Source organism: Agrococcus lahaulensis DSM 17612, from assembly GCF_000425105.1.
GTDB lineage: Bacteria > Actinomycetota > Actinomycetes > Actinomycetales > Microbacteriaceae > Agrococcus > Agrococcus lahaulensis.
In genome coordinates this window covers 201,695-224,218 of record NZ_AULD01000006.1, presented here as the reverse complement: position 1 = coordinate 224,218, position 22,524 = coordinate 201,695, and the positions used below count along the sequence as shown (strand labels likewise).

General features: G+C 72.7%; 15 protein-coding genes and 1 pseudogene. 8 read left to right on the top strand and 8 right to left on the bottom strand.

All coding sequences use genetic code 11. From position 1 onward, the window contains the following. Positions 1–31: 31 nt before the first annotated feature. Both H508_RS0105835 and H508_RS16665 read left to right on the top strand, forming a co-directional pair. Positions 32–1,375, top strand: a complete 1,344-nt coding sequence (locus tag H508_RS0105835) for an O-antigen ligase family protein (protein ID WP_026373372.1) — start codon at positions 32–34, stop codon at positions 1,373–1,375. Positions 1,376–1,463: 88 nt separating this feature from the next. Next, the gene (locus H508_RS16665; RefSeq protein WP_051222832.1) at positions 1,464–1,931 is read left to right on the top strand and encodes a VanZ family protein; all 468 of its coding nucleotides are present in this window, start codon (positions 1,464–1,466) and stop codon (positions 1,929–1,931) included. Between the two features lie 14 nt (positions 1,932–1,945). Here the strand turns inward: H508_RS16665 and H508_RS17100 are convergent, their stop codons facing one another. From H508_RS17100 to H508_RS0105805, 5 genes are all read right to left on the bottom strand, one after another. Further along, entirely contained in the window at positions 1,946–3,724 is a 1,779-nt protein-coding gene (locus H508_RS17100; protein WP_169514161.1) for a glycosyltransferase family 2 protein, read from the bottom strand. 49 nt (positions 3,725–3,773) lie between these two features. Then, positions 3,774–4,592 (bottom strand): WecB/TagA/CpsF family glycosyltransferase, encoded by an 819-nt coding sequence (locus H508_RS14805; RefSeq protein WP_084155151.1) that lies wholly within the window; start codon positions 4,590–4,592, stop codon positions 3,774–3,776. Between the two features lie 12 nt (positions 4,593–4,604). Beyond that, positions 4,605–6,149 carry a sugar transferase gene (locus H508_RS0105815; protein ID WP_084155150.1) on the bottom strand — a complete coding sequence of 515 codons (1,545 nt, stop codon included), beginning with the start codon at positions 6,147–6,149 and terminating at the stop codon, positions 4,605–4,607. A 189-nt stretch (positions 6,150–6,338) separates the two neighbouring features. Continuing rightward, positions 6,339–10,157, bottom strand: coding sequence for a multifunctional oxoglutarate decarboxylase/oxoglutarate dehydrogenase thiamine pyrophosphate-binding subunit/dihydrolipoyllysine-residue succinyltransferase subunit (locus H508_RS0105810; RefSeq protein WP_035254173.1), 3,819 nt, complete (start codon positions 10,155–10,157; stop codon positions 6,339–6,341). Positions 10,158–10,255: 98 nt separating this feature from the next. Beyond that, positions 10,256–10,768 carry an HNH endonuclease gene (locus H508_RS0105805; protein ID WP_026373368.1) on the bottom strand — a complete coding sequence of 171 codons (513 nt, stop codon included), beginning with the start codon at positions 10,766–10,768 and terminating at the stop codon, positions 10,256–10,258. A gap of 74 nt (positions 10,769–10,842) precedes the next feature. Between H508_RS0105805 and H508_RS0105800 the strand changes: the two genes are divergently transcribed. The 5 genes and pseudogenes from H508_RS0105800 to H508_RS17815 form a co-directional block, all read left to right on the top strand. After that, on the top strand, positions 10,843–12,411 hold the full coding sequence (locus H508_RS0105800) for a bifunctional 3'-5' exonuclease/DNA polymerase (RefSeq protein ID WP_026373367.1): 1,569 nt from the start codon (positions 10,843–10,845) through the stop codon (positions 12,409–12,411). 26 nt (positions 12,412–12,437) lie between these two features. Then, on the top strand, positions 12,438–13,880 hold the full coding sequence (gene guaB1 / locus H508_RS0105795) for a GMP reductase (protein ID WP_026373366.1): 1,443 nt from the start codon (positions 12,438–12,440) through the stop codon (positions 13,878–13,880). 102 nt (positions 13,881–13,982) lie between these two features. After that, on the top strand, positions 13,983–15,314 hold the full coding sequence (locus H508_RS0105790; protein ID WP_026373365.1) for a hemolysin family protein: 1,332 nt from the start codon (positions 13,983–13,985) through the stop codon (positions 15,312–15,314). Continuing rightward, the gene (locus H508_RS0105785; RefSeq protein ID WP_026373364.1) at positions 15,311–16,351 is read left to right on the top strand and encodes a hemolysin family protein; all 1,041 of its coding nucleotides are present in this window, start codon (positions 15,311–15,313) and stop codon (positions 16,349–16,351) included. Before H508_RS0105790 ends, H508_RS0105785 begins: the two co-directional genes overlap by 4 nt. Positions 16,352–16,404: 53 nt before the next feature. Further along, positions 16,405–17,259, top strand: a pseudogene (locus H508_RS17815) (glycosyltransferase 87 family protein); the annotation flags it as partial. A gap of 294 nt (positions 17,260–17,553) precedes the next feature. On the opposite strand, the gene metX reads toward H508_RS17815, so the two are convergent. Then, a complete protein-coding gene (gene metX / locus H508_RS0105775; protein ID WP_026373363.1) occupies positions 17,554–18,762 on the bottom strand; it encodes a homoserine O-acetyltransferase MetX in 1,209 nt (402 codons plus the stop codon). 22 nt (positions 18,763–18,784) lie between these two features. Continuing rightward, positions 18,785–20,101: a bifunctional o-acetylhomoserine/o-acetylserine sulfhydrylase gene (locus tag H508_RS0105770; RefSeq protein ID WP_021010275.1), complete on the bottom strand. Its 1,317-nt coding sequence runs from the start codon at positions 20,099–20,101 to the stop codon at positions 18,785–18,787. A gap of 159 nt (positions 20,102–20,260) precedes the next feature. Between H508_RS0105770 and H508_RS0105765 the strand changes: the two genes are divergently transcribed. Then, positions 20,261–21,034: an SDR family NAD(P)-dependent oxidoreductase gene (locus H508_RS0105765; protein ID WP_021010276.1), complete on the top strand. Its 774-nt coding sequence runs from the start codon at positions 20,261–20,263 to the stop codon at positions 21,032–21,034. Between the two features lie 12 nt (positions 21,035–21,046). On the opposite strand, the gene H508_RS0105760 is transcribed toward H508_RS0105765, so the two are convergent. Then, positions 21,047–22,498: an MFS transporter gene (locus H508_RS0105760; RefSeq protein ID WP_021010277.1), complete on the bottom strand. Its 1,452-nt coding sequence runs from the start codon at positions 22,496–22,498 to the stop codon at positions 21,047–21,049. Between the last annotated feature and the right edge of the window lie 26 nt (positions 22,499–22,524).

Below are 22,524 nucleotides of genomic sequence, written 5' to 3'. Positions count from 1 at the left end.
CGCCGCCTCGCGAGGCGGCGCAGCGTTGACCATGGTGACCATCTACCTGATGTTGCTCTTCGCGGTGCCTTCGAACCTCACGATCTCCGCGCTCGGTTCCCTCGGTCGCCCTTCGGTCCTCTTCGGCTTGCTGCTCATGCTGTGGTGGATTCTCACCCGCTTCCAGCGGCGTGTGCGCGGCTTCGCGCCGGTCTGGCAACCTGTCCGGCTCGCGTTCGGGGCTCTCGTCGTGATCGCGCTGGTGAGCTTCGCCGCTGCGATGCTCCGCGGACAGCCAGCAGATCAGGTGACTCCCGCGATGACGTCGCTCCTCCGGATCGTCTCGTGGGGCGGCGTGATGCTCGTAGTCATGGATGGCATCGGCACTCGGCACGAGTCGGATCGCCTTGGCTCGCGGATCGTGCTCGCGGGTGCGTATCTCGGGCTCCTCGGGATCGGCGAATTCGTCGCGGGAGGGAGCCTGGTCGATTGGACGGCCAGTTTGCCGGGTGTGGCCCTCGACGCCGGTGGCGTCGACAGCAGGGGCGGGTTCACGCGTGCGTCCGGAACGGCGACCCACCCTCTCGAGTACACGGCTGCGATCGCGGCGATCCTGCCTCTGGCGATCACCCGAGCGGCCTCGCGAAGCGCAGCAGCGCCGGTGGGCGAGTGGTCGCGCTGGGTCCGGTGGCTACCGGTGGCGATCATGGCGGTGGCTGCACTGCTGTCCGTCTCGCGGTCGGCGGTGATCGGCCTCGTCATCGCAGGCGTCGCAGTGCTGCTCCAGATGCCGCGCAGCTACCGCTGGCCGCTCCTCATGGGCGCGGGAGCGGCGGCCCTCTCAGTCGTGGCGCTCGTGCCCGGCGTGTTCCGCACGACGCTCGCCCTGTTTACGAGCGCCGCCGACGATCCGAGCACCACATCCAGGACCGACGCGCTCGCGCGCGTGCCGGAGTTCATGGGCACCAGCCCGCTTGTCGGCCAAGGTTTCGGCACATTCCTGCCGCGCTACTACATCTTCGACAACCAGTGGGTGCTGGTCACGATCGAACTTGGACTACTCGGCGCGGCAGCCCTCGCCGGAGTCGCCATCGCGGCGATCGTCGGTTCGGTGAACGCTCGTCGAGTCGCGCCGGACGCGAGGACGAAGTTCACCTCAGCGGCGATCGCGGCCTCGATGCTGACGATCGCCGTGCTGTTCCTCTTCTTCGACGGGTTGAGCTTTCCCATCGCGGCGGGGCTCTTCTTCCTCTTCGCTGGCTATTCAGGCGCTGAGCGGGCGCTCGCGGCAGCGGGGGCGCGGACGTCCCTAGATGCGAGTCCACGGGGGACGGAGCCGCGGGTGCGTGCTGCACGGCATGCGCGCGTCGAAGCGCGACGCGCCGATCCACGGTGAGTGCAGCGATGCGCGGAGATCTCGCAGCCGAGCTAGGCGCGGCGGCATCGATGCGGCACGGAGCGCTCGCCGTTCTCATGGGAGCTGTGTGAGCGGGCGCGCGGGAGCGGTGCCGGATGAGTCCGGGACGCCCTCGGGATGGACACTGATCGCGCTCGGTGCCTACCTCGCGGGTGTCGTCGCAGTGCTGTTGCTGCCGGTGGACTACCGAAGCGTCGTGCTAGCTGTGGGCGACTGGCTGCGCGCCCGCCTCGGGACTGGGTGGTTCGGCTACGGCTGGATCGAGTTCCTCGCCAACGTCGCCATGTTCGTCCCGCTCGGCGCACTGCTCACGGTCGTGCTCAGGAACGGGTGGCGAGGGATCGCTCTGTCTCTCGGGCTCTCGGCCGCGGCGGAGCTGCTGCAGGTCGCCCTGCCGAGCAGGGAAGCCAGCTTGCGCGACATCGCGGCCAACGTGCTGGGCGCCGCGATCGGAGCCGCGGTCGTGTGGGGCTTGCTCACTCATCGGGCTCGAGCTCGTCACCAACCCAGGATGGACGCGCATCCGACGCGCTGACGATCCACGTGCGGTCAGCGGGACGAGTCGTCTCGCTCCCATCGCGCCGCACGCGCTCGTGAGCCACTCGCGCGACTGCGCGCGAGCAGAGTGACCGAGGCGAACACGCTCGCGTCCCAGAGGCTCTGCGGGCCTCGGACGGATCTGAGGAGCGCGCGCGCTGTAGCGCAGCCCGAGTCCAGCCCTTGTTGCGCGGGTCCTCGTCGGGTACGCACCAGCACCCGCAGCAGATCGGCGGCCCGCCTCGGCGTGCGCACCCGCACCGGAGGCGCCAGCGGGATCCGCTTCTCTTCCGCGCGGAACAGCTGATCGACGTGGACATCGTCCGCGATGACCTCGGGGAAGCGGCCGAGTCGCCCATGCCCTGCCGCGTTCAGGGCGTACGTTCCCGCACCCCAGAGGGACTGAGCGAGGTGCGGCAGTCGCGCGCGAGCGCGGAAGTACGCCCGAACCAGCGCGGTCGCACCGAGAGAGTCGTACTCGAAGGGCGGACGCGCCGCCAGGACGCCGTCGGCTCCGAGAGCGCGCACCAGCGCCGGGACGGCTGCCGAGGGGAACTCGATGTCCGCGTCGAGGTAGACGCGTGGCCAGGCTGATGCCTCGGCATCCCCGGCGTTGAGAGCTCCGGTCTTGGAGGGCTCGGAGAGCTCGACCACGCGCACGCCGGCGATCTCGCGCGCGCGGTCCGCCGTCCGGTCGCTGCACCCGTTGCAGACGACCACGGTCTCCAGCGCGCCGAGCGCGATGGGCTCGCTGAGGCGCCCCAGCGTTCGCGAGATGACGCGTTCCTCGTCGTGGGCGGGGATGACGACCGCCGCTGACGTCCGCCCCCGCGAACCCAGCCATGTCCCCTGCGGGAGCTCCGCCCACCGCCGCTCGTCGCGGAGGTACCGCGCCACGGTCGCCTGCGACGAGGCGCGACGACCGCGCAGGAGCGCACCCACGGTCACCGCCATCCTGTAGGACGCTGCGCTCCGCGGTGCGTGCTTGCGCATGTAGCGCACGCGGTTGACGTTGAGGAGAGCGTCCAGCTGCTCGGACGCCCCCGAGCCGCCCTGACTGTGGTGCACGATCGCGGCAGGCTGATACCGGATGTGCAACCCAGCGTCACGGATGCGGCGGCAGTAGTCGGTCTCCTCCGAGTACAGGAAGAACCGCTCGTCCCACTCGCCGACCGCTCGGGCGGCGGCGCTCGAGACGAGCAGCGCGGCTCCCGTGGCCCAGTCGACGCAGCGGGGGCTCTCGTAGGCCTGCGGGTCCCGGATCCACTCTGTCAAGGCACCCGGCCGATTCCGCCAGAGAGGCCCGAGCACCGCATCGCACCACGCCCGCAGCGCCGTCGGCTCGGAGAAGAGCGACTCGGCGGTCCTGCCGTGACGGTCGAGGATGCGGGGCACCGCGGCGCCGGAGCTCGGGTCGCGTCGGAGTGCGTCGAGCAGCGCCTGCACGGCTCCCCGCTCGACACGGAGGTCAGGGTTCAGGACGAGGAGCGCTCCGTACGCGCCGGCCTCCGCGGCGGCGGCGTTGATGCCGCCCGCATAGCCGAGGTTGCCACCAGTCGAGATCACCACGACGTCAGCGTGCCGGGCGAGGCGATCGAGCGTGTCGTCCGTCGACGCGTTATCGGCGACGATGACCCGCATCGTCGTGTCGACCGCCTCCGGGCGCAGAGATTCGATGAGCGCGTCGATCGTCGCTCCGCTGTTGTAGGTGACGACGACCGCGGCCACCTGGACGGAGCCCTCGCGCACGAACTCGCCGACCCTGCTCGGCGCCACCGGGGTCGTCGTCACCGTCGTGGTGCTCGTCGCGCTGGCTCGGACTGCTGTCATCGCGCTGCGCTCACGCGGCTCGGGACCGGCGCACGGCGACGTATGCCGCAGGCGCTTGGACGAGGTAGCGCTTCGCGAGCCGCCGGGGCTCGAGCAGCAGGCGCCACGCCCACTCGAGGCCGGCCGCCGAGACCCACTCCGGGGCGCGGGCTACCCTGCCCGCGAGGAAGTCGACGACCGCGCCGAAGGCCAGCAGGACCTCCGCTCCGGTCTCCTCTCCATACTCCGCGATCCACGCCTCCTGGCGCGGCTTGCCGAGGCAGACGATGAGGATGTCGACTCCCGCGACGCGCAGCGCGCTCGCGATGCGCCGGCACTCGAGGGGCGACGAGAGCGTCGCTCGGGCTGGTGCCCACTGCCCTAGGTAGTTGACCTCCGGCCACTCGCTGCGGAAGCGCTCGGCGAGCGCCGAGCCGCACGCCGGCGACCCACCGAGGATCGCGACGGTGCGGCGCTGGCGCGCGGCGTCGTCGAGTATCCCGCCGATGAGGTCGCTGCCCGACAGCTTGGGGTAGGGGTGGCCCGTGATGCGTCGCACCTGGCTGGCAACGGGAGCGCCGTCGATCAGGTTGAGCCAGTCGACGGCCGAGCCCGGTCGCGCCACGCCCGTGGGGAACTGGTGGATGTGATCGAGGTTGACCGATGCGACCGCGAGCGGGCGACCGGGACGCCGCGACGCCGCGACCGCGGCGAGCGCCTCCGTGCGACTGGCGAGGTGCACGACCTCCGACCCGATCGGCACCACCGGGAGCGCGCGAGGCGCCGAGCCTGGGCGGCCTTGCGCCGAGGCGCGCTCCTCGTGCGGGCGGCGCGACGAAGGGACTCGCATGACCGGTGCTCCTCAGTACGCGCCCGCCGGATGGACGACGAGCCGGGCTGTCTTCGCGATGATCATGAGGTCCTCCATCACTGACCAGTTCTCGACGTAGCGGAGGTCGAGGCGCACGCTCTCCTGCCAGCTGAGGTCGCTGCGCCCGCTGATCTGCCACAGCCCCGTGATGCCGGGCTTGAGGTAGAGCCGCCGCTTGACCACCTCGTCGTAGCCGGTCGCCTCGTTCGGCAGTGGGGGACGCGGGCCGACGACGCTCATGTCACCGCGCAGCGCGTTCCAGAACTGCGGCAGCTCGTCGAGCGAGTGGCGCCGCAGGAATCCGCCGACGCGCGTGATCCGCGGGTCGTCCCTGAGCTTGAAGAGCGGGCCGGCCGCCTCGTTGAGCGCGCGCAGCTCCTCGAGCCGGGCCTCGGCGTCGACGTGCATCGTGCGGAACTTCAGCATCGCGAAGCTCTGCCCGTCGCGCCCGACGCGCTGCTGCCGGAACAGCACGGGGCCGGGGGAGTCGAGCTTGATCGCGATCGCGATCGGCACCGCGACGATGCCGACGACGAGCAGCGCGCACGCGGAGACGCCGATGTCGAGGGCGCGCTTCAGGCTGTGCCTGCCCCCGTCGAAGGTCGGGATCCGCACGTGGATGAGCGGCAGGCCATCGATGGGCCGGAACGAGATGCGCGGTCCGGCGACATCGGTGAGTCGGGAGAACAGCACCAGCTCCGCGCACGTGCCCTCGAGCTGCCGCCGCAAGCGGGTGAGGTATTCGGGATCGGCATCGGTGCTCGCGGCGAGGATGACGGTGTCGGCGCTCATGCGCTCGGCGTTCTCGGCGACGCTCGCGGTCGTGGAGAGCACCGGAACGCGCCGACCGGCGAGCTCGAGCGGCTCGCCCGGGTCGCCCCGCACCGCGGCGCCGACGACGTGGTAGCTCAGATCGCGGGCCGCACTCAGCCGCTCGAGCACGTACGCGATCTCGTCGCGCTCGCCGACCAGGATCGTGCGCGACGCCCACTCGCCCTCCTTGCGCCGCGCGATGAGCCAGCGACGCCACTGCCACCGCCCGATCAGCAGGGCGAGCAGGCCGATCGGGATCCCGACGAGCAGCTGGAGGCGCAGCTCGGGCCAATCGCCCACGAGCGCCGCGGCCGCGAGCAGAGCGAAGGCCAGCCCGGTCGCGTGCGCGACTCGACGGTACTCGCGCACCCCCGAGCCCAGCACGCTCGCGTCGCGCGAGCGCGTGGCCGCGAGCATGGCCAGCCACACCACCGCGGTCAGGAGCGGAGCGCCCACGAGACGCTCGGGCGGCACGGGAGCGAGCTCCGTCGCGAAGGAGCTCGCGGCGATCGCGTCGATCGCGGTCGCGCCGAGGACGACGAGCAGATCGGTGACGAGCAGCCGGTCGTGCGCGCGGCGCTCCCATCGCAGCCGTCGAGCGAGCGTCGAGGTGGAGCGGGGCGACCGCGCGCCCGGCAGTTCGAAGGCGACGGGACCGGCGCCGGCAGTGCTCGTGGCCCAGGGGCGGCGGCGCGGCGCGAGGCTCGGTTGCGCGGAGCCCATCACTCGCTGCACTCGACATCACCCGCTTCCCCGTCGAAGGTGTCCCGCCGATGCGCGGTAACACTGTTATCGCAACGTATGAGCGAATCTCGGGAGCGGCAAGCGCAGATCCCCGCACGGACGGAACCGTGCGGGGATCTGCGGGTGGGCTTGAGCGGTTGCTCAGCGCTCCGGCGTCGAGTCCAAGGGTCAGCCCAGCGCGGACTCCAGGATCGCGGCGAGCTCCTGCGAGGAGCGCTTCGCCGATCCGGTCGCGGGGCTCGCGGATGCCGGGCGCCCGACGACCTTGAGCGTGCGGCCGTGCAGGTGGCGGGGGAGCGCCAGGTGCATGAACGGCCACGCGCCCTGGTTGAGCGGCTCCTCCTGCACCCACACGAGCTGCGCGTTCGGGTAGCGGTCGACCGCGTCGTTGATCTCGTCGATCGGCAGCGGGTAGAGCTGCTCGACCCGCACGAGGGCGACGTCGCTCCGGCCGCGCTTCGCGGCCTCGGCCTTCAGGTCGTAGTGGATCTTGCCCGAGTGCAGCAGCACGCGCGTGACGGCGGCCGGGTCCTGCACCTGCTGATCGTCGATCACCGTCTGGAAGCTGCCGCTCGTGAAGTCCTCGAGACCGCTCGTCGCGTCGCGGAGCCGCAGCATCGCCTTCGGCGTGAAGACGATGAGCGGGCGGCGCGGCCGGGCGTAGGCCTGGCGGCGGAGCAGGTGGAAGTGGTTCGCCGGCGTCGACGGCCGCGCGATCGTCATGTTGTCCTCGGCCGCGAGCTGCAGGAAGCGCTCGATGCGGCCCGACGAGTGGTCGGGACCGGCGCCCTCGTAGCCGTGCGGCAGGAGCAGCACGAGCGATGAGTGCTGGTTCCACTTCTGCTCGGCCGAGGCGATGAACTCGTCGATCACGATCTGCGCGCCGTTGGCGAAGTCGCCGAACTGCGCCTCCCACAGCACGAGCGCGTCGGGCCGCTCGACGGAGTAGCCGTACTCGAAGGCCATCGCCGCGTACTCGCTCAGCAGCGAGTCGTAGATCGACAGCCGCGCCTGCTCCGGGCCGAGGTTCGCGAGCGGCAGCCACTCCTGGCCGTTGTTCCGGTCGTGCATGACGGCGTGGCGCTGCACGAACGTGCCGCGCCGCGTGTCCTGGCCCGACATGCGCACGGGGGTGCCCTCGAGCAGCAGCGAGCCGAGCGCGAGCAGCTCGCCGAACGCCCAGTCGACGCCGCCCTCGCGGCTCGCCTTGACGCGCTTGTCGAGCACCTGCTTGACCTTCGGGTGCACCGCGAAGCCGTCGGGCGCGTTGCCGTGCGCGTCGCCGATCGCGGCGATGACGGATGCGTCCACCCCGGTCGACTCCGGCTCACCCGCGGCCTGCTGGGCGGCAGCCGGCGTCACGATCGGCATCGAGCCGGTCGCGGCCGCGTGGGTCTCCATGAACGCCTGCTCGAGCTTCGCCTGGAAGTCGGCCTGCGCCTCCTGGTACTCCTCCTCGGTGATGTCGCCGCGGCCGACGAGGTTCTCGGCGTAGAGCGTGCGCACCGAGCGCTTCGCCTCGATGAGCGAGTACATGAGCGGCTGCGTCATGGTGGGGTCGTCGCCCTCGTTGTGCCCGCGGCGGCGGTAGCAGATGAGGTCGACGACGATGTCGCGCTTGAACTCCTGGCGGTACTGGAACGCGAGCTCCGCGACGCGGACGACGGCCTCGGGGTCGTCGCCGTTCACGTGCAGCACCGGCGCGTGGATGGCCTTGGCGATGTCGGTCGCGTAGGTGGACGAGCGCGACTCGGTCGGCGGGGTCGTGAAGCCGACCTGGTTGTTCACGACGAGGTGGACCGTGCCGCCCGTCTGGTACGCGCGCAGCTGCGAGAGCTGGTGCGTCTCGAACACGACGCCCTGACCGGCGTTCGCCGCGTCGCCGTGCACGAGGATCGGGAGCACCGACTGCTCGCCGTTGCCGAGCCTGTCCTGCTTCGCGCGCACGATGCCCTCGAGCACGCCGTTGACCGCCTCGAGGTGCGAGGGGTTCGCCGCGAGGTACACCGGCACGGTCGAGCCGTCGGCGGCGGTGAACTCTCCCTGGTTGCCCAGGTGGTACTTGACGTCGCCCGAGCCCTGGAAGACCGCGGCGCCCTCGAACTCCTGGAACACCTGGCCGTAGGTCTTGCCGGCGATCGAGGTGAGCACGTTGAGGCGCCCGCGGTGCGGCATGCCGATCGCGACCTCGTCGAGGCCCGCGGCGGCCGCGCCGGCGAGCACGGAGTCGAGGAACGCGATCATCGACTCGGCGCCCTCGAGCGAGAAGCGCTTCTGGCCGACGTACTTGGTCTGCAGGAAGGTCTCGAAGGCCTCGGCCTCGTTGAGCTTGCGCAGGATGCGCATCTGCTCGTCGTGCGTCGGCTTGACGTACGGCACCTCGAGGTGGCTCTGGAACCACTGGCGCTGCGCGGGGTCGGGGATGTGCATGTACTCGACGCCGATCGTGCGGCAGTACGAGTCGCGGAGCACGCCGAGGATGTCGCGCAGCAGCGCCGAGCGCTTGCCGCCGAAGCCGCCCGTGACGAACTCGCGGTCGAGGTCCCAGAACGAGAGGCCGTGGTGCTCGATCTCGAGATCCGGGTGCGTGCGCTGCACGTACTCGAGCGGGTCGATGTCGGCCATCAGGTGGCCGCGGACGCGGAACTGGTTGATGAGCTGCGCGACGCGCGTCTGCTTCGAGAGCTCGTCCGACTCCCGCACCGACACATCCGTCGACCACTTGATGGGCTCGTACGGGATGCGCAGGTCGGCGAAGATGCCGCGGTAGAAGTCCTGCTCGCCGACGAGCAGGCCGTGCACGATCTTCAGGAACTCGCCGGAGCCCGCGCCCTGGATGACGCGGTGGTCGTAGGTCGAGGTCATGGTGACCGTCTTGCCGACGCCCGCCTCGGCGAGCCGCTCGGGGCTCGCGCCCATGAACTCGGCGGGGTAGTCGAGCGCGCCGACGCCGATGATGCAGCCCTGGCCCTGCATGAGGCGGGGCACGGAGTGCACGGTGCCGATGCCGCCCGGGTTCGTGAGCGAGATCGTGGTGCCCGCGAAGTCGCCCGGGTCGAGCTTGTTCGCGCGCGCCTTCTTCACGAGCGCCTCGTAGGCGGCGACGAACTCCGAGAAGTCCATCGACTCGCAGCCCTTGATGCTCGGCACGAGCAGCGCGCGCGTGCCGTCGGGCTTCGGGATGTCGATCGCGATGCCGAGGTTGACGTGCGGCGGCGCGACCATCGCGGGCTTGCCGTCGATCTCGTCGTAGTAGACGTTCTGGCTCGGGAACGCCTTCAACGCTTGCACGAGCGCATAGCCGATGATGTGCGTGAACGACACCTTGCCGCCGCGCGTGCGGCGCAGGTGGTTGTTGATGACGATGCGCTGGTCGATCATGAGCTTCGCCGGCACCGTGCGCACGCTCGTGGCGGTCGGCACCGAGAGCGACTTGTCCATGTTGGCGGCGAGCGTCTTCGGCATGCCGCGGAGCGTCGTGACGACGGGCTCGTCGGCCTTGCGCTCCTCGCCCTTCGCCGACTGCTTGTCGCTCGCGGTCGGGGCGTCGGCGGGCACGGGCATCGGGCGGGCGGCCTGGCGGGTGGTCTTCGCGACGATCGTGCCCTCGGCCTTCGTCGGCGACGGCGTGTCGGCCGGGCCCATCGCGTCGGCGCGCGAGGAGTCCTGCGTCGCCTGCGCCTCGCCCGAGTCGACGGGCTTCGGCGTGCGCGACTCGGCGCGCACGGGCCGGCGCGGCGGCGCGGGCTGCTTGGGCGCGGCGGGCGCGGCAGGAGCGGGTGCAGCCGGGGCCTCGGCCGCGGGCGCCTTGGGCGCCTCGCTCATGCTCGTCTCAGCCTCGCCGGACGAGCGCTGGGCCGCGTAGCGCTCGAGGATGGGCCACCACGACTGGGCGACGGAGCTCCTGTCCTTGACGAACAGCTGGTACTGCTCCTCGACGAGCCACTCGTTCGCTCCGAAATCGCTGTCGTCCGCAGGGCTGGACACGGTATCGATCGCCTCTTCCGATTCTCGCGGGCACGCCGCAGGCACTCCGCGGCGACACTGCCGACAAGCATAGTGGCGCGCGCTGGGCGCTCAGCGCGTCAGGGCCGAGGCAGCACGCCCAGCTCGGCGAGGTCGACGCCCGTGGCCTCGACGGCGAGCATCATGACCTCGCGGCGCCACACGACGCGCGGCTCGAAGCGCAGCGGCATGCCGGCCTCGCCGGGGGTGCGGTCGCCCTTCGCCCCGTTGCAGGCGACGCACGCCGTGATGGTGTTGAGCCAGGACGACTCGCCGCCGCGCGAGGCGGGGTGGATGTGGTCGATCGTCGCGCCCGGCGCCTCGCAGTAGGCGCATCGGCGCCGGTCGCGGTCGAGCACGCCGCGCCGGCTCCACGGCATCTTGTCGTAGAGGCGCGTGTGCGGGATCCGCACGTAGTCGTTGAAGACCACGACGCGCGGCACGGGGAGCTCGATCGAGTTCGACCGGATCATGCCGTCGGCCGCGAGCATGATCTGCGCGCGCTCCTTGACGAGGAACGCGACCGCGCGCTGCAGCGAGGCGACGCCGATGGGCTCGAGCGTCGCGTTGAGCACCACCACTTGCGCTGCCATCGCGGATCTCCAGCACCATCGTGCCGCACGCGGGCTATGAAGCGCATGTGGGATGCGCGCACTAGCGTGCAGGCATGGATCTCGCGGTCGTGCCGCTCGAGCGCGGCGCGCGCATCGCGGTGGCCGCGCTCGAGGCGGACGGCGTGAGGGATGCGCGGGTCCACGAGGCGGCGCGCGTCGCGGACGACGAGCGGCTCGGGTCGCCGGGCGCGCGGCTCGTGTGGCAGGACGCGCGCGCGATCGCCCCGGCGCTGCTCGACGCGGGCGTGCGCATCGAGCGGGTGCGCGACCTCCGGCTCGTGCACCGCATCCTCGTCCAGGCCAGGGGGCTCCCGCTCGAGGAGCGCTGGTCCAGGGCGCTCGACGCGGGCGCGGACGCGCTCTTCTCGCTCGCTCCCGAGGCCGAGGGGGTCGCCGCGGTCGCGGAGCAGCTGCGCGCGCAAGAGGCGGCGATCGGTGACGACGCCGGGCTCGCGATGCTCGCGGCGGCGGAGTCGATGGGCGCGGTCGTCGCGGTCGAGCTCGGCCGCGAAGGACTGCCGTTCGACGCCGCGCGGCACGACGCGCTGCTCGCCGCGGCCCTCGGCGAGCGGTCGGCGGGCCGGCCGGCGCGCATGGAGCAGCTCGCGGCGGCGGTGCGCGAGGCGCTCGGCGACCCGGCGCTCAACCCCGACTCGCCCCAGGACGTGCTCCGGGCGCTCCGCCGCGCGGGCCTCGACGCGGCCTCGACCGCGCGGTGGGAGCTGCGCGAGCTCGACCACCCCGCCATCGAGCCGCTCCTCACCTACAAGCGGCTCGCGCGCCTCCACACCGCGAACGGCTGGGCGTGGGCGAAGCGCTGGGCGCGCGTCGACGAGCGGGGGCGCACCCGGCTGCGGATCGAGTACGTGCCGGGCGGGGTCGTCACCGGCCGGTGGGCGACGGAGGGATCCGGCGCGATGCAGATCGCGCGGCAGATCCGCGGCGCGGTCGCTGCGGAGCCCGGCATGCGTCTCGTGGTCGCCGACGCGGCGCAGCTCGAGCCCCGCGCGCTCGCCGCGCTCGCGCGCGACGAGGGGCTCGCCGAGGCGGGCAGGGGCGCCGACCTCTACCGCGGCCTCGTCGACCGCGGCGTCGTCGCGAGCCGCGAGCAGGCGAAGGTCGGCATGCTCGGCGCGCTCTACGGCGGCACGCGCGGCCAGGCGGCGCTCGTGCTGCCGCGGCTCGCGCGCGCCTACCCGCGGGCGATGGCGGCCGTGGAGTCCGCGGCGCGCGCCGGGGAGCGGCGCGAGCGCGTGCGCACGTGGCTCGGCCGCACCTCGCCAGAGCCGCCGAGGTGGGCGAGCGATGAGCGGGGCGCGGCGCAAGCGCGGGCGTGGGGCCGCTTCACGCGCAACTTCGTCGTGCAGGGCACGGCGGCCGAGTGGGCGCTCGCGTGGATGGCGGGCGTGCGCCGCGCGATCGCGGATGTCGAGGGCGCCGCGCTCGTGTGCTTCCTCCACGACGAGGTGATCGTGCAGGCGCCCGAGGCCGACGCCGAGGCGGTGGCCGAGGCCATCCGCGACGCCGCCGCGCTCGCCGGCCGGCTGCTGTTCGGCGACTTCCCGGTGGAGTTCCCGGTGCAGACGGCGGTCGTCGACGACTGGGGGCAGGCGAAGGGCTGACGCGGCTCTCGCTCTACCCTTGGAGCATGCGCTTCATCGACGACGTCCCGGAGCACGACCTCACCTACTCCGACGTCTTCCTCGTCCCCAGTCGCAGCGACGTCGGCTCGCGCATGGCGGTCGACCTCGCCCCCGACGACGGCACGAGCGCGACGCTCCCGATCGTCGCGTCGAACATGAACTCGGTCACGGGCCCCCGCATGGCTGCGACGCTCGCGCGGCGCGGCGGCCTCGCCGTGCTCACGCAGGACCCGCCGCTCGCGCAGACCGTCGGGTCGATCGCATGGGTCAAGGCGCAGCCGATCTCGCTCGAGTCGGCGCATCGCGCGGCGCCCGGCGACGTCGTGCAGGACGTCCTCGAGCGCGTCCCGGCGCTCGAGGGCCACGCGGTCGCGGTCGAGGATGCGGACGGCATGCTGCTCGGCGCGATCCCCGCGGAGCGGCTCGGTCACGCGCTGCCGGATGCGACGCTCGGCGACCTGCTCCACTCCCGCCTGCCCGAGCTCGCGCCCGCCGACGTCGCCGACGGCCGGTCGATGTTCGCCGCCCTCGAGCGGGCGGGGGTCGCCGTCGCGCCCGTCGTCGACGACGGCCGCCTGATCGGCTTCGCCTCGCGGCTCGGGGCGCTGCGCACCGACATCTACCGGCCGGCGCTCGACGCCGACGGCAGGCTGAGCGTCGCCGCCGCGGTCGGCATCAACGGCGACCCCGGCGCGAAGGCGGCCGCGCTCGTCGCAGCGGGTGCCGACGTCATCGTCGTCGACACCGCCCACGGGCACCAGGGGGGCATGCTCCGCGCGCTCGAGGCGGTGCGCTCGGCGGTCGGGGACGAGCTGCCGATCGCGGCGGGCAACATCGTCTCCTCCGACGGCGTGCGCGACCTCGTCGCCGCGGGCGCATCGATCCTCAAGGTCGGCGTCGGCCCCGGCGCGATGTGCACGACCCGGATGATGACGGCGGTCGGCCGCCCGCAGTTCTCGGCGGTGCTCGACACCTCGGCGACCGCGCTCGAGCTCGGCGCGCGCGTGTGGGCCGACGGCGGCGTGCGCTACCCGCGCGACGTCGCGCTCGCCCTCGCGGCGGGCGCGTCGAGCGTCATGATCGGCTCGTGGTTCGCGGGCACGATCGAGGCCCCGGGCCGCCTGCAGCGCGACGCGCAGGGGCGGCTCTTCAAGGAGTCGTGGGGGATGGCGTCGACGCGCGCGGTCGTCGGCCGCTTCGGGCAGCTCGACGCCTACGACCTCGCGCGCAAGCAGCTCTTCGCCGAGGGCATCTCGACCTCGACGATCCTGCTCGACCCCGCGCGGCCGAGCGTCGAGGACCTCGTCGACATGATCACGGCCGGCGTGCGCTCGTCGTTCACGTACGCGGGCGCCGACTCGGTGCCGGCCTTCCGCGATCGCGCGCGCGTCGGCGTGCAGTCGGCGGCCGGCTACGAGGAGGGCAAGGCGCTGCCGGTCTCGTGGTGACGGCGCCCGCCCGGCGGCAGGGCCGGCGCCGGATGCGCTCCTCTACAATGTCGCCGTGAACGACGACCACAGTCATAGTCCGCAGCCGGAACCGGCTCGTTGATGGATGCGCTGCTCATCGGCCTCGGCGTCATCCTCACCGTCGGGACCGGCCTCTTCGTCGCGAGCGAGTTCGCGCTCGTCAACCTCGACCGCGCAGACCTCGAGGCGCGCCGCGAGCGCGGCGAGAAGCGCCTCGACGGCACGATCAAGGCGCTCCGCCAGACCTCGACGCACCTCTCGAGCGCGCAGCTCGGCATCACGCTCACGACGCTCCTGACGGGCTACACGATGGAGCCCGCGATCTCGCGCCAGCTCACCCCCGTGCTCGTCTCGTGGGGCCTCGCCGAGGGCGTCGCCGGCCCGCTCTCGAGCGTCATCGCCATGACGGGCGCGACGATCCTCTCGATGATCGTCGGCGAGCTCGTGCCCAAGAACCTCGCGCTCGCGAAGCCGCTCGGCACCGCGATCGGCGTCACCCCGTTCCAGCGCGCCTTCACCGCGGTGTTCAAGCCCGCCGTGCTCGCGCTCAACGGCTCCGCCAACGGCATCCTCCGCTCGATCGGCCTCGAGCCGAAGGAGGAGCTCTCGGGCGCCCGCACCGCCGAGGAGCTCTCGACGCTCGTGCGCCGCAGCGCCATGGAGGGCGCCCTCGACGTCGGCGCCGCGACGCTGCTCGCCCGCACGCTGCGCTTCGCCGAGCTCTCGGCGGGCGACGTCATGACGCCCAGGCCGCGCGTCCAGGCGATCGATCGCTCCGCATCCGTCGCCGACCTCGTGCAGCTCGCGCACCAGACGGGCCTCAGCCGCTTCCCGGTCGTCGACGGCGACCTCGACGAGGTGCTCGGCATCGCGCACGTCAAGCAGGCGATCTCGGTGCCGCGCGAGCGGCGCGCCGACGTGCCGGTCGCGGCGATCGCCGAGGAGCCGCACCGCGTGCCCGAGTCGGTGCACCTCGACGCGCTGCTCGGCGACCTCAAGGAGCGCGGCTACCAGATGGCGGTCGTCGTCGACGAGTACGGCGGCACGGCCGGCATCGTGACCCTCGAGGACCTCGTGGAGGAGGTCGTCGGCGAGGTCTCCGACGAGCACGACCGGATGCACGTCGAGGTCGTGCGCGGCCCCGGCTGGGTGACCTTCCCCGGCTCCTTCCGGCCCGACGAGCTGCTCGAGCGAGCGCGCGTCGCGGTGCCGGAGGACGGCCCGTTCGAGACGATCGGCGGCTTCATCATGGCCGAGCTCGGCACGCTGCCGAGCGTCGGCGACACCGTGCGCGTCGAGGGCGGCACGCTCCGCGTCGACCGCGTCGACGGCCGGCGCGTCGACCGCGTGCGCTTCATCGAGGACGAGCCGGCGAGCGAGCCGGCGGCCGGAGCGGCGGAGGGCGAGCGATGAACGACTGGCTCGGCATCCTGTGGCTGTTCATCCTGCTCGCGGCCAACGCGTTCTTCGTCGGCGCCGAGTTCGCCGTCATCTCCGCGCGCCGCAGCCAGATCGAGCCGCTCGCCGACCGCGGCAACCGCGCGGCGAAGCTCGCGCTGTGGGCGATGGAGCACGTCTCGCTCATGCTCGCGATGTGCCAGCTCGGCATCACGATCTGCTCGCTGCTGATCCTCAACGTCTCCGAGCCGGCGATCCACCACCTGCTCGAGGGACCGCTCGAGTGGACGGGCCTCGCGCCCGAGGTCGTCTCGGTCGTCGCGTTCGTCATCGCGCTGCTGCTCGTGACCTACCTGCACGTCGTGCTGGGCGAGATGGTGCCGAAGAACGCCGCCTTCTCGGTGCCCGACCGGGCGGTGCTGCTGCTCGCGCCGCCGCTCGTGCTCATCTCGCGCATCTTCAAGCCCGTCATCTGGGCGATGAACGAGATCGCGAACGGCATCCTGCGCCTGTTCCGCGTGCAGCCGGTCGCCGAAGCCGCGAGCGCCTTCACGATCGACGAGGTCGAGACGATCGTCGAGACCTCGAAGCGCGAGGGGGTGCTCTTCGACCCGACGGGCGCGATCTCGCGCACGTTCGAGTTCACCGAGCGCCGCGTGCGCGACGTCGCGCTGCCGCTCGACGAGATCGTCACGCTGCCCCCGGGCGCGACGCCGACCGACCTCGAGGCCGCCGTGCGCGAGCGCGGCTTCTCGCGCTACATCGTGTCGGATGCGGAGGGCATGCCGAGCGGGTACGTGCACGTGAAGGACGTGCTCGGTGCCGACGACGCCGACATGGACGTGCCCGTGCCGGCCAAGCGCATCCGCCAGCTCGCCTCGATCTACCAGGACGCCGAGCTCGAGGACGCCCTCGCGCTCATGCGCTCGACCGGCGCGCACATCGCGCGCTCGTTCGACGCGAACGGCGACACGACGGGGCTGCTGTTCCTCGAGGACATCATCGAGGAGCTCGTCGGCGAGGTGCGCGACGCGACCAGGAGGCTCTTCTGAGCCAGGCTCGGGCGTGCCAGCCTCGAGCCTGGCTGTGGCTCGCGTTCGGCGGCGTGCACGCGCTGCTCGCGATCCTCGCCCTGCCGAGCGTCTCGGACGCGTACGGCGACGTCCTGACCGTCTACCCGTTCTGGGTCGAGCAGGGCCTCGGCAGCGAGGGCCGGCCCGGTCAGTGGCTCGGCGTCGACGTGCCGTGGGTCTACCCGCTGCTCGCGTGGGCGCCGATCCTCGCCTCGAGCGCGTTCGGCACGGCCGCACTGCCGCTCGTGTGGATGCTCCTCGTCACGGCGCTCGACGCGATCGCGCTCGCGCTGCTGCTGCGCGTGCCGCGCGGGCTCGTGATGGCGTGGACGTGGCTCGCGCTCCTCGTGGCGCTCGGCCCCGTCGCGATCGCCCGCATCGACACGGTCGTCGTGGCGCTGTGCGTCATCGCGATCGTGGCGCTGCGCAGCGACCGGCCGGGCGTCGCGGCGGCGCTGTTCACGATCGGCGCGTGGATGAAGGTCTGGCCGGGCGTGCTGTGGCTCGCGCTGCTCGTCGTGCGGCGCGAGCGGATGCGCGTGGTCGCGGCGGGCGCGCTCGTCTCGGCCGCGGTGCTCGGGCTCGCGGCGCTCGCCGGCTCGGGCCACGCGCTGTCGTTCCTCACCGAGCAGGACGATCGCGGGCTGCAGATCGAGGCCGTCGCCGCGACGCCCTACTTGTGGCTCGCGAGCGCGGGCGAGGCGCAGGTCGCATTCGACCGCGACATCTACACGTTCCAGGTCGAGGGCGACGGCGTCGGCGCGGTCGCGGCGCTCGCGACGCCCGTGCTCGTCGCCGCGGTGCTCGCGATCGGCGCGCTCGGCGCCCTCGCCGTGCGGCGCGCGCACCGGCGGGAGGCGATCGTGTGGCTCGCGGTCGCGCTCGTCGAGGCGATGATCGTGACGAACAAGGTCGGCTCGCCGCAGTTCGTGCTGTGGCTGTTCGTGCCCGCACTGCTGCTCGCCGAGGCCGGGGCCCGGCGGCACTGGGTCGGGGTCGGCGCGATCGCGCTCGTCGCGGCGCTCACGCAGCTGCAGTTCCCGTGGACCTACGACTGGCTCGTCGCGGCGCACCCCGCGGCGGTCGCGCTCCTCACGGCGCGGAACGCGCTGCACGTCGCGCTCCTCGTCGGAGCGGTGTGGATGCTCGTGCGGGCCGCGCGCGTCGGCCCCGTCGGGGTGTCAGGCGAGGAGCGTCGCCAGCAGATCGCCGACGCGGCTGGACTCGATGAGGAACGCGTCGTGCCCGAAGCCGCTCTCGAGCACGACGGGCTCGGCGCCGGAGACGCTCGTCGGGATCCCTGATGCGAGCCGCCGCTGGTCGGCGACGGGGAAGAGCCGGTCGCTCGAGATGCCGACGACGAGCGTCGGCGCCGTGACGCGCTCGAGCGCGGCCTCGACGCCGCCGCGACCGCGGCCGACGTCGTGCGTCGACATCGCGTCGACGAGCCGCACGTAGGAGCCGGCGTCGAAGCGCCGCGTGAAGCGGTTGCCGTGCACGTCGAGGTACGACTCGACCTGGAAGCGCCCGCCGTGCAGGGGGTCGACGCTCGACTGCCACTCGCGGCGGAACCGCTCGTTGAGCTCCTGCTGCGAGCGGTAGCCGAGCATCGCCATGCGGCGCGCGAGCGCGAGGCCGCGAGCGGGGCCCGCGTGGCCCGGCAGGTCGTAGAAGTCGCCGCCGAGCCAGCCGGGATCGTTCGTGACGGCCTCGATCTGCAGGGTGTTCTGCGCGATCTGGTCGGCGCTCGTCGCCGCGTTCGAGGCGAGCAGCGCGGCGCTGCCGACGCGCTCGGGATGCGCGACCGCCCACTCGAGGGCGTGCATGCCGCCCATCGATCCGCCGACGACGGCGTGCCAGCGGCGGATGCCGAGCTGGTCGGCGAGCCGCCGCTGCGCCTCGACCTGGTCGCGCACGGTGACGCGCGGGAAGCGCGAGCCCCACTCGAGGCCGTCGCGGTCGAGGGAGGCGGGCCCGGTCGAGCCCTGGCAGCCGCCGAGCATGTTGGGGGCCACGACGAAGAACCGGTCGGTGTCGATCGCGCGGCCGGGCCCGACGACGTCCTCCCACCAGCCGGCCGTCGCGTGGCCGGGGCCGGCCGGTCCGCGCACGTGGCTGTCGCCCGTGAGCGCGTGCAGCACGAGGACGGCGTTCTCCGCGCGCTCGTCGAGGCGACCCCACGTCTCGAACGCGAGCACGGCATCCGGGATCGTCCCGCCCGACTCGGTCTCCACGTCGCCGATGCGGGCGAAGCGCCGCTCGCCGGGGTCGTCGCCCGGCCGCCACGCGCCCGTGACGGGCACCGGGCGCGCGTCGGGCTGCGCCTCGACGAGCCGCGCGGCAGGCACGCGCGAGGCCGGCTGCGCGTCGTCGCTCAGCTGCCAGTCCACGCGTGCCCGCCCCTGCCGTCGCTCAGGCGCTCGCCGAGAGCTCTGCCGACTTCGCGGCGGCGGCGTCGAGGCCGCGGCCGAGGTCGGCGATGAGGTCGTCGACGTGCTCGATGCCGACCGAGAGGCGCACGAGCCCTGGCGTGACGCCCGCGCTCAGCTGCTGCTCGGGCGTGAGCTGCGCGTGCGTCGTCGACGCGGGGTGGATGACGAGCGAGCGCACGTCGCCGATGTTGGCGAGGTGGCTGAAGAGCTCGAGCGACTCGACGAGCGCCTTGCCGGCCTCGACGCCGCCGCGCAGCTCGAACGAGAGCACGGCGCCGGTGCCGCGCGGCGCGAGCTCGCGGCCGCGCTCGTGCCACGGGCTCGACTCGAGGCCCGCGTAGTGCACGGCCGCGACCTGCGGGTGTGCCTCGAGGAAGCGCGCGACGGCGGTCGCGTTCTCGACGTGGCGGTCGAGGCGCAGCGAGAGCGTCTCGATGCCCTGCAGCAGCTGCCACGCGGTGTCGGGTGCGGCGGATGCGCCGACGTCGCGGAGGAGCGTGACGCGCGCCTTGAGGATGTAGGCGATCGCGTCGCCGAGCGCCTCGGTGTAGGTCACGCCGTGGTACGACTCGTCCGGCGTCGTGAGGCCCGGGAACTTGTCGGACTCCGACCACGCGAAGCGGCCGCCATCGACGATCGCGCCCGCGACGACCGAGCCGTGGCCGCCGAGGAACTTCGTCGCCGAGTGGATGACGATGTCGGCGCCGTGCTCGAGCGGGCGGATGAGGTAGGGCGTCGCGATCGTGTTGTCGACGATGAGCGGCACGCCGGCGTCGTGCGCGACGCTCGAGACGCCCGCGATGTCGAGCAGGTTGATGCGCGGGTTGCCGATCGTCTCGGCGAAGAGCAGCTTCGTCTCGGGGCGGATGGCGCGGCGCCACTCGTCGAGGTCGTCCTGGTCCTCGACGAAGGTGACGTCGATGCCGAGCCGCTTGAGCGTGAAGCTGAAGAGGTTGTAGGTGCCGCCGTAGATCGACGACGACGAGACGATGTGGTCGCCGGCGCTCGCGATGTTGAGCACGGCGTAGGTGCTCGCGGCCTGGCCCGACGCGAGCAGGAGGGCGGCGCTGCCCCCTTCGAGCGCCGCGAGGCGCTGCTCGACGACGTCGTTGGTCGGGTTCATGATGCGCGAGTAGATGTTGCCGAGCTCGGCGAGGCCGAACAGGCGGGCAGCGTGCTCGGTGCTGTCGAACACGTAGGAGGTCGTGCGGTAGACGGGCGTGATGCGCGCCTTCGTCGTCGGGTCGGGCTGCGCGCCCGCGTGGACCTGGAGGGTCTCGAACTTCCAGTCGCTCATGGAGTGCTCCTTGCGGGTCGATGCCGAGCTGGGTCGTGCTCCATCGTGCGGTCGATCGCGCGATCGGGCCAGCCGACCGCGTCGCACGGCGTAACACTCCGGCTCCGCGGGTCTCGGGCCGAGTGGCGCCGATCGGCCGCCGCCTGCTTGCATGGCGGCATGAGCGAGAAGCGGATCGTCGTCACGGGAGCATCGAGCGGCATCGGGGAGGCGGTCGCGCGCCAGGCGGTCGAGCGCGGCTGGCGCGTGCTCGCGGTCGCGCGCCGCGCCGAGCGGCTCGAGGCGCTGCAGCGCGACACCGGCTGCGAGATCCTCGCGGCCGACCTCACCGACGAGGGCGACATCGCGCGGCTCGCGGAGGCGGCGGCGGCGTTCCGCCCGACGGGGCTCGTGCAGGTCGCGGGCGGTGCGAAGGGCGCGGCGCCCCTCGCCGAGACGTCGATCGACGACTGGCGCTGGATGTTCGAGGCCAACGTCATCGGCACGAAGCGCGTCATCGACGCGCTGCTGCCGCTCCTGCGCGAATCGACGCGCGACGGCTCCTACGCCGAGATCATGGTCGTGACGTCGATCGCGGCGACGGTGCCCTACACGGGCGGCTCGGGCTACAACGCGGCGAAGTCGGCCGAGAAGCAGCTCGTCGACGTGCTGCGGCTCGAGCTCGCGGGCGAGCCGATCCGCGTCATGGAGGTCGCGCCGGGCATGGTCTGGACCGAGGAGTTCAGCCTCGTGCGGTTCGAGGGCGACAAGGAGAAGGCGGATGCGGTCTACAAGGACGTGCAGGACCCCCTCTCGGCGGACGACGTCGCGCGCGTCATGACCGACATCCTCGCGCTGCCCGGCCACGTCTCGGTCGACGAGACGATCATCAAGCCGGTCGCGCAGACGCATCCGTGGATCGTCCACCGCGGGCCGCTGACCGCGAAGGACTGATCCTCTGGCCGCCTACGAGCGCGGCGCCGGCGTCGCGCCGGGGATGGCCTCGATGACCGGCTCGGGGTCGGCGAACGCGAGCCGCGGCACCGCGACGAGCGCCGCTGCGGCGACGAGCGCCGTCACGCCGCAGATGATCCACACGACGATGTAGCCGCCGAGGCTCGCGGCGGTGCCGACGGCGCCGACCGCGAGCACGATCGCGAAGATCGAGGAGGCGAACGAGCCGCCGATCGTCTTCGTCGTGTTCGTCATGCCGGTCGCGACGCCCGTCTGCCCCCGCGGCGCGGCGGCCGCCGCCGCTGCGGGCAGCGCGCCGACGAGCGCGCCCGAGCCGATGCCCGCGACCGCCATGCAGGCGAAGACCTGCCAGACCTCGAGGTGGAACGGCACGAGCAGCAGGTAGCCGACGCCGACGAGCGTCGAAGCGATGATGAGCAGTAGTCGGGGTCGGATGCGCGTGGAGAGCGCGGCGAGCGCGCCGGCGCCGACGATGAGCGCGAGCAGGTAGACCCCGATGAGGAGCGAGCGGCCGGTCGCGTCGAGCCCCAGGCCGTAGCCGAGCGAGGGATCCGTGCCGGCGTAGGTCGCGAGCGGCGTCTGCGCGCCGAGCAGGCTCACGCCGACGAGTCCCGCGGTGAGCTGCACGGGCCACATCGACGGCTGCCGCATGACGCGCAGGTCGATCGCGGGATCGGTCTTGCCGAGCACCCAGCGGCCGAAGGGGAGGAGCAGCAGCACGCCGAGCGCCATGACGGCCCAGCCCCACCACGCCTCGAGCCCGCCGATCTTGAGGAACGTGAGGCCAGAGGTGATGGTGAGGAGCGAGAGCGCGAGCAGCACGAAGCCGCCCGCGTCGAGGCGGCGGTCGGGGAGCGGCTCCGACTCCGGCACGCCCCAGAGGATCGCGAAGAACGTGAGCGTCACTATCGCGGCCGGCACCATGAGGGTCGGCGGGATCGCGTCGCCGAAGGCGCCGAGGGCGGCGGCGGAGCCGAGGGCGCCGAGGATCGCTCCCGCCTCGAGGGCGATGACCAGCAGGCCCGCGGCGCGGCGGGTGGTCGACGGCGCGACGCCTGTGCGGCGGCCGCGGTCGAAGATGAGCGCGACCTCGAGCGGCAGCCACACCGCGTAGGCGCCCTGCAGCGAGAAGGCGATGAGGTAGCTCGTGAAGTCGCCCGCGAAGGCGATCCACCAGCTCGCCGCGGCCGTGATCGCGGTCGAGAGCAGCAGCATGCGCTTGTGGCCGTGCATGTCGCCGAGCTTCGCGAGGATCGGCACGAAGAGCGCCGAGAGCAGCAGCTGCCCGGCTTCGAACCAGTTGACGTCGGCGTCGGTGACGTCGAGGTGGCGGGCGATGTCGGGCGTGAGCGTGACGTACCAGCCCTGCAGCACGCCGCTCGTCAGCTCGACGCACACGAGCCAGCCGATGAGGGCGAGGGGCACGGCGCGCGACGTCGACACGCGTGCATCATGGCACCTCCGCAGGC